Annotated in this window: 14 protein-coding genes; 9 read left to right on the forward strand and 5 right to left on the reverse strand. The window is 66.7% G+C overall.

What is annotated here, in order from left to right:
- Positions 1–4: 4 nt before the first annotated feature.
- Positions 5–1,327, reverse strand: a complete 1,323-nt coding sequence (locus NS334_RS00425; protein ID WP_058754105.1) for a dicarboxylate/amino acid:cation symporter — start codon at positions 1,325–1,327, stop codon at positions 5–7.
- Between the two features lie 75 nt (positions 1,328–1,402).
- Here NS334_RS00425 and NS334_RS00430 point away from each other — a divergent pair, with 75 nt between their 5' ends.
- Positions 1,403–2,659: a M24 family metallopeptidase gene (locus NS334_RS00430; protein WP_058753997.1), complete on the forward strand. Its 1,257-nt coding sequence runs from the start codon at positions 1,403–1,405 to the stop codon at positions 2,657–2,659.
- On the opposite strand, the gene NS334_RS18995 is transcribed toward NS334_RS00430, so the two are convergent.
- Positions 2,656–3,357, reverse strand: coding sequence for a choice-of-anchor E domain-containing protein (locus NS334_RS18995; RefSeq protein WP_241491759.1), 702 nt, complete (start codon positions 3,355–3,357; stop codon positions 2,656–2,658). The genes NS334_RS00430 and NS334_RS18995 overlap by 4 nt on opposite strands.
- A 200-nt stretch (positions 3,358–3,557) precedes the next feature.
- Here NS334_RS18995 and alaS point away from each other — a divergent pair, with 200 nt between their 5' ends.
- The gene (gene alaS / locus NS334_RS00440) at positions 3,558–6,221 is read left to right on the forward strand and encodes an alanine--tRNA ligase (protein ID WP_058753999.1); all 2,664 of its coding nucleotides are present in this window, start codon (positions 3,558–3,560) and stop codon (positions 6,219–6,221) included.
- An 84-nt stretch (positions 6,222–6,305) separates the two neighbouring features.
- On the opposite strand, the gene NS334_RS00445 is transcribed toward alaS, so the two are convergent.
- Positions 6,306–7,010, reverse strand: a complete 705-nt coding sequence (locus tag NS334_RS00445; protein ID WP_193752961.1) for a hypothetical protein — start codon at positions 7,008–7,010, stop codon at positions 6,306–6,308.
- A gap of 162 nt (positions 7,011–7,172) precedes the next feature.
- Between NS334_RS00445 and radA the strand changes: the two genes are divergently transcribed.
- The 7 genes from radA to NS334_RS00480 all read left to right on the forward strand — a co-directional run bounded on the left by radA (position 7,173) and on the right by NS334_RS00480 (position 14,222).
- Positions 7,173–8,540, forward strand: a complete 1,368-nt coding sequence (gene radA, locus NS334_RS00450; protein WP_058754000.1) for a DNA repair protein RadA — start codon at positions 7,173–7,175, stop codon at positions 8,538–8,540.
- A 51-nt stretch (positions 8,541–8,591) separates the two neighbouring features.
- Positions 8,592–9,155: a CvpA family protein gene (locus NS334_RS00455; RefSeq protein WP_058754001.1), complete on the forward strand. Its 564-nt coding sequence runs from the start codon at positions 8,592–8,594 to the stop codon at positions 9,153–9,155.
- A complete protein-coding gene (locus tag NS334_RS00460; protein ID WP_058754002.1) occupies positions 9,152–9,586 on the forward strand; it encodes an iron-sulfur cluster assembly scaffold protein in 435 nt (144 codons plus the stop codon). The genes NS334_RS00455 and NS334_RS00460 overlap by 4 nt, the downstream gene beginning before the upstream one ends.
- Complete coding sequence (locus NS334_RS00465) at positions 9,586–11,349, forward strand: cation:proton antiporter (protein WP_058754003.1); 1,764 nt, start codon at positions 9,586–9,588, stop codon at positions 11,347–11,349. Before NS334_RS00460 ends, NS334_RS00465 begins: the two co-directional genes overlap by 1 nt.
- Before the next feature lie 11 nt (positions 11,350–11,360).
- Positions 11,361–11,678 (forward strand): DUF423 domain-containing protein, encoded by a 318-nt coding sequence (locus NS334_RS00470; protein ID WP_241491760.1) that lies wholly within the window; start codon positions 11,361–11,363, stop codon positions 11,676–11,678.
- Between the two features lie 22 nt (positions 11,679–11,700).
- Positions 11,701–13,791, forward strand: a complete 2,091-nt coding sequence (locus tag NS334_RS00475; RefSeq protein WP_058754005.1) for a prolyl oligopeptidase family serine peptidase — start codon at positions 11,701–11,703, stop codon at positions 13,789–13,791.
- 89 nt (positions 13,792–13,880) lie between these two features.
- Positions 13,881–14,222 (forward strand): hypothetical protein, encoded by a 342-nt coding sequence (locus tag NS334_RS00480; protein ID WP_058754006.1) that lies wholly within the window; start codon positions 13,881–13,883, stop codon positions 14,220–14,222.
- Positions 14,223–14,281: 59 nt separating this feature from the next.
- Here NS334_RS00480 and NS334_RS00485 read toward each other — a convergent pair whose 3' ends face one another.
- Both NS334_RS00485 and NS334_RS00490 read right to left on the reverse strand, forming a co-directional pair.
- Entirely contained in the window at positions 14,282–15,916 is a 1,635-nt protein-coding gene (locus NS334_RS00485; protein ID WP_058754007.1) for an inorganic phosphate transporter, read from the reverse strand.
- 146 nt (positions 15,917–16,062) lie between these two features.
- Complete coding sequence (locus NS334_RS00490; RefSeq protein ID WP_058754008.1) at positions 16,063–16,377, reverse strand: UrcA family protein; 315 nt, start codon at positions 16,375–16,377, stop codon at positions 16,063–16,065.
- Positions 16,378–16,448: the final 71 nt, after the last annotated feature.

Raw genomic sequence — 16,448 nt, forward strand, 5'->3', positions numbered from 1 at the left:
CACCTCACACGTCGTGGAAACTCTCCACCGCGCGCGCCGGCCCATGACCGGACGGCGCCGTAGCCCCCACGACCACCGGCGATTCGCGCGGATCGAACCCACCTTCCCATTTCGCGATCACCGCGCTCGCCACCGCATTGCCGATCACGTTGGTCGCGGTGCGGCCCATGTCGAGGAAATGGTCGATGGCCAGGACCAGCAGCAGTCCCGCCTCGGGCAGCTTGAACATCGGCAGCGTCGCCGCGATCACCACCAGGCTGGCGCGCGGGACGCCCGCGATCCCCTTCGACGTGACCATCAGCACCAGCAGCATCGTCACCATGTGTCCGACCGACATGTCGATGCCATAGGCCTGCGCGATGAAGATCGACGCGAAGGTCATGTAGATCATCGACCCGTCGAGGTTGAACGAATACCCTAGCGGCAGCACGAAGCTGGCGATGCGCGGGGGTACGCCGAAGCGGTCGAGCGCCTCCAGCATCCGTGGATAGGCCGCCTCCGACGAGGCGGTCGAGAAAGCGACCAGCAACGGCTCGCGGACGTAGCGGATCAATTCGCGCACCCGCGAACCGATGAACAGGAAACCGATGCCGAGCAGCAATACCCACAAGGTCAGCAGCGTCAGGTAGAAGCTGCCCATGAAATAAGCGAGTTGGCCGATCACCGCCGGGCCGCGCTCGGTCAGCGTTCCCGCCACCGCCGCGAACACCGCGACCGGGGCCACGCGCATGACATAATCGGTCACCTGCAACATGACGTGCACCAAAGCGTCGATCGCCTTGACCAGCGGCCGCGCCTTTTCGCCGACCGCCGTGATCGCAACGCCGACAAACACCGACATCACGACGATCTGGAGGATCTCGTTCTTCGCCATCGCATCGACCATCGAGGCGGGTACGATATGCGCGAAGAAATCCTTCAGGTTGAACGCCGCGGTCGCCAGACCCGTGGCCTCTCCGGCGGGCGGCAGCGGCAGGCCGATCCCGACGCCAGGCTTCAGCACATTGACCATCACGAGGCCCAGCGACAGCGACAACAGGCTGGCGGAGATGAACCATGCCAGACTGCGCGCGCCGATCCGCCCCAGCGCGGCGGTATCGCCCATCTGCGCAATCCCCGACACGAGCGTCGCGAACACCAATGGCGCGATGATCATCTTGACGAGGCGCAGAAAGATCGTCGTCAGGATCGAGAAATAGCCTGCGATCTCGGTAAGCCGCGCCTGCGCGGCTGGCGTGCCGTCGTCGAGCCAGCTGTTGAGCACCAGCCCGACGATGAGGCCCAGCACCAGCCCGGCCAGTATGTAAAGGGTCAGCCGCTTGGCCATCATTCGCTCCACGCATCCGTGCGCGAGGTGAAGGGGATTGCGGCGGCGCGGTCAAGCGCCCTAACGTCCGAAACCATGAGCCTTCCCGCCATCCAACCGTCCCGCCGCCTCGTTCTCGGCGGGGCGGCCGCGTTGCTCGCTACCACGATCGTCCGCGCGGCCGAGCCCGATCTGGCGGGGTTGTCGGACATGACGACGCGCGCGGTCCCGATCGGTCGCGAAGAGCGGGCGGCACGACTGGCGCGCGCGCAGGCGTTGATGCGGGCCAACGGTATGGGCGCGGTGCTGATCGAACCGGGGGCGAGCCTTACATACTTCACCGGGGTCGAATGGTGGCGCAGCGAAAGGCTGACCGCCGCGATCCTGCCGGTCGAGGGCGAGGCGTGCATCGTCACACCGTTCTTCGAGGAGCCCTCGGTACGCCAGACGCTGGCAATCCCCGCCGAGGTGCGCGTGTGGCAGGAGGATGCGGATCCGTTGCGTGTGGTGGCGGGTTTCCTGCGCGATCGCAAGCTGACGGCGCGCGCGATGGGGATCGAGGAAAGCGCGCGCTTCTTCGCCTTCGACGGGCTCGCCCACGCGCTGCCCGGCATACGTCTGGTCAGTGCCAACCCCGTCGTGCGCGGCTGTCGCATGATCAAGTCACCCGCCGAGATCGCGCTCATGCGGCTTGCCACCGACGTGACGGTCGCCGCCTATCGCTGGACGCATCCGCGCGTCGAGACCGGTATGACCGGCGCGCAGATCGGCGCACTGATGAATGCCGCGACAAAAAGGCTGGGCGGCGCGCCCGAGTTCGCGCTGGCCCTGATCGGCCCGGCCTCGGCATTGCCGCACGGCAGTCGCGAGGTGGTGCGCGTCGCGGACGGGCAAACGGTCTTGATGGACTGCGGCTGCACCGTCGAAGGATATCAGTCGGACGTGTCGCGCACCTGGGTCCATGGAACCGCGACGGCCGAGCAACGCCGGGTCTGGGATCAGGTCCGGCGTGGACAGGCGCTGGCGTTCCGCACGGCGCAGGTCGGAGTCGCGGCGGGCGCCGTCGACGATGCAGTGCGCCATTTCTATGAGCGGCTCGGCTACGGCCCGGGCTATCGCCTGCCGGGGCTGTCGCATCGTACCGGACACGGCATCGGGATGGACGGCCACGAACCGGTCAATCTGGTGCACGGTGAGGCGACGCGGCTGGCACCCGGCATGTGCTTCTCCGACGAACCCGGCCTGTATCTGTCGGGCAAGTTCGGAGTGCGGCTGGAGGATTGCTTCCATATGACGGCCGGCGGGCCGGCGTGGTTCAGCACGCCGCCGGCCTCGCTCGACCGCCCGGTTTAGGCGGCTGCGGCGGCGCGCCGCCGACGGCGACGCAGCGCCGCGCCGGTCGTCGCGAAACCGGCGAGCATCATCGCCCAGGTCGCCGGCTCCGGCACCGCCCCGGTGGGCGCACCGGCCGGCGTATAGTCGAAGGTCAGTTTATAACTCGCGCTTCCGCAGAAGTCCTCGCCCGCCGGGGACGATGGACTGCCGCTGGTCGTGACGAAGCACGACCCGCTCAACTGCCGAAGCTGGCTCGACGACGGCAGCAACGAGAAGCTCGTGTCGCCGACATCGCCGTTATGACCCAGGTCGAAGCCGTTGAACGACGTCGCCGTGTCCACGAACAACGTAGGATCGAGCGACAGCGACGCGCCCCCGGTCGCGATGACGTCGAAGAAGCCGAGCGCACGCCCGTCCTGAATGCGCGTCATGTCGACGGTGTCGCTGCCGGACCCGGCGAGCCGGACCAGCAACCCGTCCAGCGACGCGATGCTCGACCCGAGTCGCCAGTTGCCGTCCACGGTCCAGCGCACGGTCTTGATACCGGCGTTGGCGGCCGGAACGTTGATCGCCCACACCCGCGATTTCGACAGCGAAATGTCGAGCGAGACCTTGTTCAGCGTGCCCAGCGCGCTATCGAAGCCGCGGAAGCCACGGGATCCGGCCTGTTCGCTGTCAGTCTGGATGATGGTTGCCGCGGACGCGGCGTTTGCCATGCAGGCCGCAATGATCGCGGCCGTCCACAACGGACCCTTCATTAACCCAACCCCCATGTCCTGCTTGATTAAAGAGCGTTTACACATTCAGGTTTCATTCACAAGGCAACGGCGTCTTTGATGCTGGCGGTGGCTTTCCTGCCACAGCGATCTTCCAGAGCGACTAGGCAGGGCGGACTTCGCGGATTAAGTCAGCCGGCATGACCGCTACCAACGACATCCGCCGCTCGTTTCTCGACTATTTCGGCTCGACCGGGCACCAGATCGTGCCCTCGGCACCGCTGGTGCCGCAGAACGATCCGACGCTGATGTTCGTCAACGCGGGCATGGTCCCCTTCAAGAATGTCTTCACCGGGTTGGAATCGCGGCCGTATTCCACCGCCACCTCGTCGCAGAAGTGCGTCCGCGCCGGTGGCAAGCACAATGATCTCGACAATGTCGGCTACACGGCGCGCCATCATACGTTCTTCGAGATGCTGGGCAATTTCAGCTTCGGCGATTACTTCAAGGAACAGGCGATCACCAATGCGTGGGCATTGCTGACGAGGGAATGGGGGCTGCCCGCCGACAAGCTGACCGTCACCGTCTTCCACACCGACGATCAGGCATTTGACCTCTGGAAGAAGATTGCGGGACTTCCCGATCACCGCATCATCCGTATCCCGACAAAGGACAATTTCTGGGCGATGGGATCGGACGGTCCGTGCGGGCCGTGCTCGGAAATCTTCTACGATCATGGCGAGCATATCCCTGGCGGTCCTCCGGGCAGCCCGGATGAGGATGGCGACCGGTTCGTCGAGATCTGGAATCTCGTGTTCATGCAGCATCTGCAGGAGGCGGATGCGATCGTCGGCGACCTGCCGCGCCCGTCGATCGACACGGGCATGGGGCTGGAACGCATCGCTGCTGTCCTGCAGGGCGTGCACGACAATTACGACACCGACACGTTCAAGGCGCTGATCGCCGCCTCTGGCGCGCTCACCCATACGCATACGACTGGCGACAATCAGGCGAGCCACCGCGTCATCGCCGATCACCTGCGCTGTTCGGGCTTCCTGGTCGCCGACGGCGTGCTGCCCGCCAACGAAGGGCGCGGCTATGTCCTGCGGCGTATCATGCGCCGCGCGATGCGCCACGCGCACCTGCTGGGTGCGAAGGAGCCGCTGATGCACCGGCTGGTTCCGGCGCTGGTTGCGGAGATGGGCGCGGCCTATCCCGAACTGATCCGCGCGCAGCCGCTGATCGAGGCGACCTTGCAGCAGGAGGAAACCCGCTTCCGCCAAACGCTCGACAAGGGCCTGCGGCTGCTCGACGATGCGACCATCGGCATGAAGCCCGGCGACACGCTGGCGGGCGACACGGCTTTCCGTCTCTACGATACCTTTGGCTTTCCCTACGACCTGACCGAGGACGCGTTGCGTGCCCAGGGGTTCAAGGTCGATCGCGCCGGGTTCGATGCGGCGATGGCCGAGCAGAAGCGCGCAGCGCGCGCGGCCTGGAAGGGTTCGGGGGCGAAGGCATCGGACGAACTGTGGTTCGACCTTGCCGAGGAAGTCGGCGCAACCGAATTCACCGGCTATGCCAGCGACGTCGGAGAGGGCGTCGTGCTGGCGCTGGTCAAGGACGGACAACGCGTCGAGCAGGCCGCAGCGGGCGAGAAGGTGGATGTCGTCGTCAACCAGACGCCGTTTTATGGTGAGAGCGGCGGGCAGGTCGGCGACGCCGGTTTCATCAGCAATGACAATGGCTTGAGCGGCGATGTTGCCGACACGTCGAAGCAGCTCGGGAAGCTGTGGGTCCATCATACCACGCTGACCGCAGGGACGATCAAGGTTGGCGACACGGTGAAGCTGGCGATCGATGTCGCGCGCCGCGCCGCGATTCGCGCCAATCACTCCGCTACTCATCTGCTGCATGAAGCGCTGCGGCAGCGGGTCGGCACCCATGTCGCGCAAAAGGGGTCGCTGGTTGCGCCGGAGCGGTTGCGGTTCGACGTATCGCACTCGGCTGCGCTCACCCCAGAGGAACTGGCGGGGGCCGAGGCGGCGGTGAACGCGCAGATTCGCGGAAACGGGACCGTTGAGACGCGCCTGATGACTCCCGACGATGCGATCGCGATGGGTGCGATGGCGCTGTTCGGCGAGAAGTACGGTGACGAGGTCCGTGTCGTGTCGATGGGGAGCGAGGACGACGGCAAGATCTATTCGATCGAGCTGTGTGGAGGCACCCACGTCCGCGCGCTCGGCGACATCGGCCTGCTCAAGATCGTCGGCGAAAGCGCGGTGTCCTCCGGCGTGCGGCGTGTCGAGGCGCTGACCGGTGAGGCGGCGCGTGCCTGGCTGAACGCTCGCGACGAAAAGCTGCGCGAGGCGGCGGTGTCGCTCAAGACCTCGCCCGACGAGGTGCCGGCGCGCGTGGCGGCGCTGGTCGAGGAAAAGCGCCGGCTGGAGCGTGAACTGGCCGAAGCGAAGAAGGCACTGGCGCTTGGCGGCGGCAACGGCGGGGCGGCTCCGGGGTTGGAGACCGTCGGCGGCATCGGCTTCGTTGGCCAGGTGCTCGACGGCTTCGAGGCCAAGGGGCTGCGCGGCGCGGTCGACGAAGCGAAGAAGCGCGTCGGCTCCGGTGTCGCGGTGATGGTCGCGGTCAATGAGGGGCGGGCCTCGGTCGCGGTCGGCGTGACTGATGATTTGGTCGCGTCGATCAGCGCGGTCGAGTTGCTGCGCCGTGCGGTCACCGCGCTCGGCGGGCAGGGCGGCGGCGGTCGACCCGACATGGCACAAGGCGGTGGGCCCGACGGCGCAAAGGCGGGCGAGGCAGTCGCCGCAATTCGCGCGGTGCTGGAGGAGCGTCAGGTAACGGCCTGACTGCGTACGACGATACGCGAGCGACATAATGGAAGCGCCGCCCGTGTCCCATGACACGAGCGGCGCCTCTTCATTCAGGGCCGATCAGCGCGGCGCGCGCTTGGCCTTCGCCTTCACCGAGGCACCAGCGTCGGCGCGCAACCCGCCGGTGGCGGCGCCCACGGCACCCGTGGCGGCCGTCGCGGCGTCGCCGACCGTCGAGCCGACCGCACCCGCGGCCTCACCCGCTGCGCTGGTAGCAGTGCCGGCGGCACCGCCCGCAGCGCTCATCGCCGCTTTGAGCTGTGCGGCCGTCATACCCAGCAGGATACCCTGCGGTCCGGGGCCGAAACCCGTTACCGGCAGCACGGCATCACCATCGGCGGTAGTGAGCGTCACGCCGCTGGCATCCACCGACTTGATCGTGCCCAACTGCGCGCCACCAGTGCCATACACGGTCGCGCCCGGAACCAGCTTCGACTTGAACTCGGCATTTGCCTGCGCCTGCTGCTGGCCAGCGGCGGCGTCGAGCTGTGCCTTGGTCATGGCCAGGACCGGCCCCTGAGCGCCCTTGCCGAGCGAGGTTAGTGGAACGGCGGCTTTAACCGTGCCGGTGTTGATGACCGCATTGGTGCCATCGGTGCTGTCGATCGTTCCGACCACGCCACCCGACGTGTCATAGACGGTCGCGCCCGCAGACACGGTCACACCCGCAGTGGCGGTCGCGGGAGCCTGGGCCGGTGCCTGAGCGATCGCGGCGCCGGGAATCAGCGCGACAGAGGCCAGTGCGAAAACGGCGAAGTGCTTCACGAGGAACTCCTATACTCGTTGGCAGAAACCGAAAGGTCGGGAGCGAAACGGTCGGTCCCGATCAGGGTTCCGAATCTGTCAGGATGCACCTGCACCCTGCGTGAACGACTTGTTCATCGTAATGATGTTCCCCTATCGTTCCTGATGCGCTAGGGATCGATCATGGCGAAGGTTCAGAAGAGATTTGTCTGCCAGTCGTGCGGATCGGTCAGTCATCGCTGGCAGGGCCAGTGCGTGGACTGTCAGGAATGGAACACGCTGGTGGAAGAGGCGCCGCTCAACGCCACGCCATTCCAGGCGAAGCACAATCTGCAAGGGGGCGGGCGCATGATCGCGCTGACCGCGCTGGATGCCCAGGCGACGCTGCCGGACCGGCTGCCGTTCGGGATGGCGGAACTCGACCGGGCGCTGGGCGGTGGGCTGGTCGCGGGGTCGGCGACGCTGATCGGCGGCGATCCGGGTATTGGCAAGTCGACCCTCCTCTTGCAGGCGGCCGCCGCCTTGGCGCGAAAAGGCCACGATGTGGCATATGTCTCCGGTGAGGAAGCCGCCGATCAGGTACGCCTCCGTGCGCAGCGACTGGCGTTGGGTGATGCGCCGGTCCGCCTCGCGGCTGCCACGTCGATTCGCGACATCCTGACGACGCTGGGCAACGGCACGCCTCCGCGCCTGTTGGTGATCGATTCGATCCAGACGATGCATTCCGATCTGATCGAGGGTGCGCCCGGTACCGTCAGCCAGGTGCGCGCCACCGCGCAGGAACTGATCCGCTTCGCGAAGGAGCGAGGGACGGCGGTGGTGCTGGTCGGGCATGTCACCAAGGACGGGACGATCGCCGGCCCACGCGTGCTGGAACATATGGTCGACACGGTCCTCAGTTTCGAGGGCGAGCGCAGCCATCAATATCGCATCCTTCGAAGCCTAAAGAACCGCTTCGGCGGCACCGACGAGATCGGCGTATTCGCGATGGCGGGCGACGGACTGGTCGAGGTATCCAACCCCTCCGCGCTGTTCCTGACCCAGCGTGAGGAAGGGGCGACGGGAGCGACCGTCTTCCCGGCGCTGGAGGGGACACGACCCGTGCTGGTCGAGATCCAGGCGCTGGTCGTGCGCGTGGCGAGCGGCGCCACGCCGCGACGCTCGGTGGTCGGCTGGGACTCCGGGCGGCTGGCGATGATCCTGGCGGTGCTGGAGGCACGTTGCGGGCTCAGCTTCTCGACGTGCGAGGTCTATCTGAATGTCGCTGGTGGCTATCGGATCCAGGATCCGGCGGCCGATCTGGCGGTGGCGGCGGCGCTGGTGTCGGCGCTCAGCGAACGGCCGGTGCCGGCGGACGCCGTGGCGTTCGGTGAAATCGCACTGTCGGGCGAGTTGCGCCCCGTCGCGCATGCGCCGTTACGGCTCAAGGAATCAGCGAAGCTGGGGTTCGAGCGGGCATTGTTGCCGTCGGCGGTCGACAAAGGTGCGATGCGACAGTCCGCGTTCCGCACGCTGGGCCAGTTCGTCGACCATATGTTGGGGCGCGGTTGATCGGCCGTCTGCACTAGCCGCGTCGCGCATCGCGCCATATGGAGGACGGTGATGGATCTGCAGCCGCTCGACATCGTCGTCCTCGTGCTGGTCGCACTGACGGCGATCGGCGGTGTGCGGCGCGGCTTCGTCGGCGAGGTACTGGCGCTGTTCGCCTGGGTGGCGATGATCTTCGCGCTGAAAATCCTCCACCTGCCGCTCTCCAAGGTTCTGGCGGGAACGATCGCCAGCGTGTCCGGCGCTGCCGTGCTGGCGTTCGTGATCCTGACCGGCGTGACCTATCTCGTCAGCCGGCTGATCGTCAACGCGATCGCGTCGCGGACGCGCACGTCGGTGCTGGGGCCAATCGACCGAGCGCTCGGCTTCGGCTTCGGTGCGCTCAAAGGATTGATTCTGGCCAGTCTTGCCTATCTCTTCCTGGTGCTGGCGCTTGATCTTACCGGCGGCGGGCCCACGCGCCGTCCCCTTTGGCTGAAGCAGGCGCGGACCTATCCGTTGCTGGCGGCGACCAGTAGTGCGATGGCGGATTTCGTCGATCGTCGCCGCAAGGGACAGCCGGTGTTCGGCCCGCGCACACCACCCCATACCTCTTCCACAAGCGACCCGACGTCATGAGCCTCGACCTGTACACCCCGGAGATCAGCGCGCTCGCGATCGGCAATCCCTATCCGGAGCGGCTGTCCGATCCCGCCGGGTCGGCGGAGCGCCGCTCGCCGATCTGCGGCAGCCGGGTGACCGTGGATGTCGATCTCGACGACGACGGACGGGTCGCGGCGGTAGGGACATTGGTGCGTGCCTGTCTGCTCGGGCAGGCGTCCTCGACGCTGATGGCCCGACATGTCGTCGGCCGCACCCCGGAGGAGATCGCCGCCGCGCGCGACGCGTTGACCGCCTGGCTGGCGGGCGAGGGCGATATGCCCGGCTGGCCGGGTCTCGACATCTTCACACCGGGGTTGAAGCTGACCGCGCGCCACCCGTCGATCCGCCTGGCGTTCGAGGCGGCCGCCGACGCCGCCGAACAGGCGCGCGCGCCGGTGGCCGGCTGATGGAGCACGCCGACGTGTCGATGGTGCGCGACGGCACGATCCTGCTCGGCTCGGGGCTGCTCTTCGTCCTGCTGTTCCGGCGGCTCGGATTGGGCGCGACGCTCGGGTTTCTGGTCGCCGGCGCGCTGGTCGGGCCGCAACTGCTGGGGCTGGTCGGCGATGCGGAAACGAAACTGGGTTTTGCCGAACTCGGCATCACGCTGCTGCTGTTCATCGTCGGGCTGGAGCTGAGCCCGCAGCGGCTGTGGCGACTGAAGGAAGATATCTTCGGGCTGGGCCTGATCCAGGTCGTCGCGTGTGGCGCGGCGCTGGCGGGCATATTGGCATTGGCCGCGCATTTCTCGCTCGCCGCGGCACTGGCGGTCGGGATGCCGCTGGCCCTGTCATCGACGGCGCAGGTGCTGCCGATGCTGCAATCCTCCGGGCGATTGCGGACCCCCTTCGGAGAGCGTGCCTTTTCGATCCTGCTGTTCCAGGATCTGTCGATCATCCCGATGATCACGATCATCGCCGCCATGAGCCGGAATCCGGCCGACGCGGCGGGGCCGTCCGGCTGGGTGCTCGGCCTCTACACGGTCGGGGCGATCGTGGGGCTGGTCGCGGTCGGTCGCTTCGTGCTGCGGCCGTTGTTCCGACTGATCGGCAATCTGGGCGAGCGCGAGATGTTCGTCTTCGCGGCGTTGTTCACCGTGATCGCGGCAGCGGCGGTGATGGAGTTCCTGGGTCTTTCGACCGCTCTGGGCGCCTTCATCGCCGGCGTGATGCTGGCCGACAGCCCTTATCGTCACGAGCTGGAGGCGGATGTCGAACCGTTCCGCGCGATCCTGCTCGGTCTCTTCTTTCTCGCGGTCGGCATGATGCTCAACCTCCATGCCATCGCGGAGCGGCCCGCGTTCGTGGTGGCGATGGCGGTGGCGCTGATCGTCGCGAAGGGCACGATCATCACGCTGCTCGGCCTCGCCTTCCGTATGGGCTGGCGGCAGGCGCTCGCGCTGGGCCTGTTGCTCAGCCAGGGCGGCGAGTTCGGGTTCGTGCTGCTGGCGCAGGCGCAGAACGCGTTTCTGATCGCGCCGGAGGCAGCGAGCCTGTTCGGGGCGATCATCACGTTGTCGATGGCGACCACGCCGTTCCTGATGATGTTCACGCGGCGGTTTCGCGAGCAGCCGATTGCGGCGCAGACCGATCGGGACGGGCCGAAGGCGGACGGGGCGAATGCGATCATCGTCGGCTACGGTCGCTTCGGCCAGACGGTCGGCCAGATGCTGATGACGCAGGACATTCCCGTCACGCTGATCGACACCGATATCGAGATGATCGATATCGCCGCCGAATTCGGATCGAAGGTCTATTACGGCGACGGCACGCGGCTGGACCTGCTGCGGCAGGCCGGGGCGGCGGAGGCGGAACTGATCCTGTTCTGCATGGATGGCGACCAGTTGATGCCGGACCAGCTGGAGGCTGTGCACGAGGCCTTCCCGCAAGCCACCATCTACGTTCGTGCCTATGACCGTCGCGCGCTCGTCAAGCTGAAGAACGGGCCGGCGCGCGCGGTGGTGCGCGAGGTGCTCGAGTCCGCGATCCGCATGGCGCGGTTGGCAATGGATGGACTCGGCATCGCGCCGGGCGACATCGATCGTGCCGAGCAGATGTATCGCGCGCGCGACAAGGAACGGCTGCGCATACAGATCGAGACGGGCGATTTGCGCGTCGCGCGCGCGATCGTCGCCGAACAGCATCCATGGGGCGGAGGCGCACGCGAGTGAATGTCATTGTGATGCTGGCGGCCTTATCGGGTGCGATCGCGGTCGCGGCGGGCGCATTCGGGGCGCATGGCGCGTCGGGCGCGGCGGTGGAGTGGCTGAAGACCGGGGCTCATTATCAACTGGTTCATGCGGTCGCCGCATTGGTCGCGCTGCGCGTGGATGCGCGGGGGGCCGCATGGTTGTTCGTCGCGGGCGGCGCGGTTTTTGCCGGAACGCTGTATCTGATGGCCCTGGGCCTGCCGCGCTGGCTGGGGGCGGTGACGCCGATCGGGGGCACGCTGCTGATCGCCGGGTGGCTGTGGCTGGCGTGGATCGGCGCGCGCGCTTGAACGACGAGCGGGAGCGGAAAGTATGAAGGTCCGGCGGATCGCGCGCATGGTGGTGGGAGTGGCGGCACTGGTGACGGGTTCGACGGCGATGGCGCAGGGCGACGACCCATATATCTGGCTGGAGGACAAGGACGGGGCCAAGGCGCTGTCCTGGGTCGCGGAGGAAAACGCCCGCACCCTGCCGCGACTTCAGGGTGATCCGCGGTACAAGGGCTTCTATGCCGATGCGCTGGCGATCGCCGCGGCCAAGGATCGTATCCCGATGCCCGCGCAGGTCATGGGGCGGATCGTCAATTTCTGGCGCGACGCCGATCATCCGCAGGGATTGCTGCGCTGGACGACGGCTGCCGATTATGCTGCCCCGCAACCGGCGTGGATGACACTGCTCGACCTCGATGCGCTCAGCAAGGTGGAAGGTCGCAAGTGGGTGTACAAGGGCATGTCATGCCTGTCGCCCGGGGAGCGGCTGTGCCTGATCGCCCTGTCCGAAGGCGGCGAGGATGCGATCACGTATCGCGAGTTCGATCTGGCCGCCGGGCGTTTCGTCGCCGACGGCTTCGTGCTGCCGACGTCCAAGCAGGGCGCGGTCTGGCTCGACAAGGATCATCTACTGGTCAGCCGCGACTGGGGCGGCGGGACGATGACCACGTCCAGCTACCCCTTCGTGGTGAAGCTCGTCGCACGGGGCCAGCCGCTTTCCGCCGCGACGGAGGTGTTCCGTGGGGCGCCCGACGACCAGCTCGGCACGTATGCCAGCGTGCTGACCGACGGGCACGGGCACCGTGCGGTGTTCATCGAGCGCCAGAAGACGTTCTTCGGGGCCGATCGCTTGCTGTGGACGCCGGAAGGCGTTCGTCCGCTTGATCTGCCGGCGCGCACCGCGCCCGTCGCGATGGTGCATGGCCGGATCGTGTTCACCACCAGCGAGCCTTGGGGCGGCATTCCGACCGGCGCGGTCGCGTCCGTTCCGCTTGCCGAAATCGAAGCGGGCCGCATGTCACCGACGCTGGTCTTCGCGCCGAGCGCGCGACAGGCGGTGGCCGGGACCGATAAGACCCGTGACCATCTGATCATCGACTATACCGACAACGTGCGCGGCCGCATTGCCATCCTCACGCCGACCGCGACCGGCTGGACCACGCGGCAACTGGCATTGCCCGACAATGCCAGCTTCGGGATCGTGGGCACGTCGCCGCACAACGACAGCGCCTATCTGACGACGACCGGCTTCCTGACCCCCACGACGCTTGCGCAGTTCGACGTCGGTAGCGCCGCGCCGCCGAGGCAGATCAAGGCGCTGCCGGCGAAGTTCGATCCCGCCGGACTGGTCGCGGAGCAGTTCGAGGCGATCTCCAGCGACGGGACCAGGGTGCCGTATTTCATCGTCCACCGCCGCGCGGCCGCGCGCGACGGGACGACCCCAACGATCATGACTGCCTATGGCGGGTTCGAACTGCCGATGCTGCCCAGCTATTCGGCGATCACCGGCAAGCTGTGGCTGGAGCGCGGGGGCGCATTCGTGCTCGCCAATATCCGCGGCGGCGGGGAGTTCGGTCCGGCGTGGCATGACGCGGGTCGCAAGACGAGGCGGCAAGTAATCTACGACGACTTCGCGGCCGTCGCCAAGGATCTGATCGCGCGCCGGTTTACCAGCCCGGCCCGATTGGGGATCTATGGCGGATCGAACGGGGGCCTGTTGATGGGGGTCGAGTTCAACCAGCATCCCGAATTGTGGAAGGCGGTGACGATCCAGGTGCCGCTTCTGGACATGCTCCGGTACGAAAAGATCGCGGCCGGCGCGTCATGGGTCGACGAATATGGATCGGTGTCGGTGCCGGAGGAGCGCGCCTTCCTCGCCGGCATTTCGCCCTATCATAACATCCGGCGCGGCGTCGTTTATCCGGAGCCGTATATCTGGACGACCACGAAGGATGATCGCGTCGGACCGCAGCACGCCCGCAAGTTCGCCGCGAGGTTGAAGGAATATGGGCTGCCCTATCTATTTTACGAGGATACGGCGGGCGGCCACTCGGGTGACGTCGATATCGAACAGGGCGCGCGGTTGCAGGCGTTGCAGATGACCTATTTCGCGCAGAAGCTGATGGGGAAGTAATCCGTGGCGGCGGAGTGTGCCGTGCCAGTACGACGCATCCTCATCGGAAATCTTGCTGCGATGCAACGAAGGCGATAAAGGCGCGCGCGATGACTGCCGAACCCGAAACCCGGCCCGCGCCGGCCGTCCCCGATACCGTCCCCGTCGTCTTCGAGGCGATCGTCAAGCAACAGGCGATCGCCGCGATGTACAATCGCGGTAGCGTGACGCTCGCCCCGCACATCCTTTATACCAAGCACGGCGAGATCTATCTCGACGCGCTGACGCTGGAGCGCGACGGTCAACCGCCCAAGGAGCCGAAGATCGGCGCGTTCAAGCTGGCCGGGCTGACCTCGCTGCGCATCACCCCGCGTCGCTTCAAGCCGAGCGAGTTGTTCGTACCCGACGACGCAAGGTATGAAGGTGTGACGTTGCTGTCGGTCGAGATCTGATCGTCACGACGCCACCGGATGTTGGCATGAGGGCGGCCCGCGTGGCCGCCCTTTTCACGTCAGAAGCCGCCCGCGCGTACCAACGCCAGCAGCATCCAGTACAATAATCCCGACAGCAACATCGCCACGGGCAGCGTCAGCAGCCACGCGGCGGCGAGTTGCAGCAGCGTGCGGCGTTGCAGTCCGAAGCCGCTGGCCACCGATGCGCCGGCGACCCCCGACGACAGGATGTGGGTGGTGGACACCGGCAACGCGAACCGGTCGGCGGCGAGAATCGTCCCGGCAGCCACCAGTTCGGCGGACGCGCCCATGCCATAGGTCATGTGCTGCTTGCCGATCCGCTCGCCGACCGTGACCACGATCCGTTTCCAACCGACCATCGTACCGAGCCCGAGCGCGAGCGCGACCGCGACCTTCACCCACAGCGGGATGTAGCGCGTGCCGCTTTCCAGCCGCTTCTGATAGTCGGTCAGCACGGTCTTCTCGCGATCGGTCAACCCGTTGCCCGGCGTCTTGGTGATCATCCGCGTGGCGTCGAGCACGAGGTACATGTCGTTGCGGATGTTGGAGGCGGCGCTCGCTGGTACCTTGCCCAGCGAGCCATAGCTGGCGACACGCTGCGCCAGATCCTGCGATACCGTGATCACCGCGCCGTAGGTGGCGCCGTTCAGGACCTGCCGTCGCATCAGCGACTGCTTCAACACGTCGCGCGCCAGAACCGGAGCAACTGGACGCGCACCATGACGGATCAGAGTCGCGCCGGTGTCGGCCACGCTGCGCACGAAGGCGGGTGTTTCGCTGGCCGGTAACGTGCGGTTCAGCGCATAGGCGGTCGGCGCGCAGCCGATGAGGATGAGCATGATGAGCCCCATGCCCTTCTGCCCGTCATTGGATCCGTGACTGAACGACACGGCGGTGCAGGTGAAGATCAGCAGCGCCCGGATGCCGCGCGGCGGCGTGGCATCGCCCTCCGGCGGGGTCATGAGCGTCGGCTTGCGCGCGATATGACGCAGCACCAGCAGCAACAGCGCAGCGGCGCCAAACCCGATCAGCGGCGCCATCCACAGTCCGGTCAACACCTTGCTCGCCTGGCTCCAATCGACTCCGGATGTGCCGCCGGTGCCGCGCGTCAACATCTGGTTGGCCAGTCCGACGCCCAGCACCGATCCGATCAGCGTGTGGCTGGAACTGTTCGGCAGGCCGACATACCACGTGGCGAGGTTCCAGATGACGGCCGCGAACAACAAGGCGAAGATCATCGCGAAGCCCGCTCCCGAACCGACGTTCAGGATCAGTTCGACCGGCAACAGGGTGATGATCGAATAGGCGACCGCTCCCGACGACAGCATGACGCCCAGGAAATTGAAGAAGCCGGACCAGATCACCGCGACATTGGCGGGCAGCGCGTTGGTGTAGATGACCGTCGCGACCGCATTGGCGGTATCATGAAACCCGTTCACGAACTCGAAACCGAGCGCGATCAACAACGCCAGCCCCAGAAACAGGAAGACGCCCAGCTCCAGCGTCTCCCCCACCTGTTGCGTGTCGATCATTACGCTGACCCCCGCATAGGTGAGGCCAGCGAGCACCACCCCGAGGAAGACGCGGCGCGCGTAGGGATGGATGGAATCGTCGAACGCGCGGGTGGCCGCGGGCGGGGACGATGGCGACGTCGCTAGGACAGTGGAAGCCATGATGGCCCGCCTCTCCACCTGAACGGTGACAGTTTGATGACGGAGCGTAAGCGACGACTTACCCATGGTGGTGATGCGGGTTGTCCACGCCAGCGTCGAGCCGCGAGCCGCTGCCCAGGCACGCACACGGCGGCTCGCGGCGGCGATCAACGCGCGGCGAGTTCGGTGCCGCGCGCGCGCGTCAGTGCCGCTAGCCGCACCTCGCCGTCCTTCATCATTTCGCCACGGCACCGCAGCATGTCGGATCGGCCGCGCAGGTCGTAGCTGGTGCCGCACGTATGTCGTGCGGCGCGGCGGACACGCGCTTGAAAGGCGCTGCGGCCCGCCGATGTCGAGAAATCGATATCATGTACCGAAACGCTGGCGGATACGTGTTCGCGCATGGCCTCGGCGCTGGCCGCCGTCGAAATCGGGGCAAGCGCGAGCGCAGCCGCGAGCGCGGCACGATCGAAACGGGTCATCGAGATTGCTCCTGCTGTGGATCGGCCGTCGCGACATCCGCCGCCTCTTCGCTCGGGCGGCGTTCCGGCGC

Source organism: Sphingomonas endophytica (assembly GCF_001476895.1).
Classification (GTDB): domain Bacteria; phylum Pseudomonadota; class Alphaproteobacteria; order Sphingomonadales; family Sphingomonadaceae; genus Sphingomonas; species Sphingomonas endophytica_A.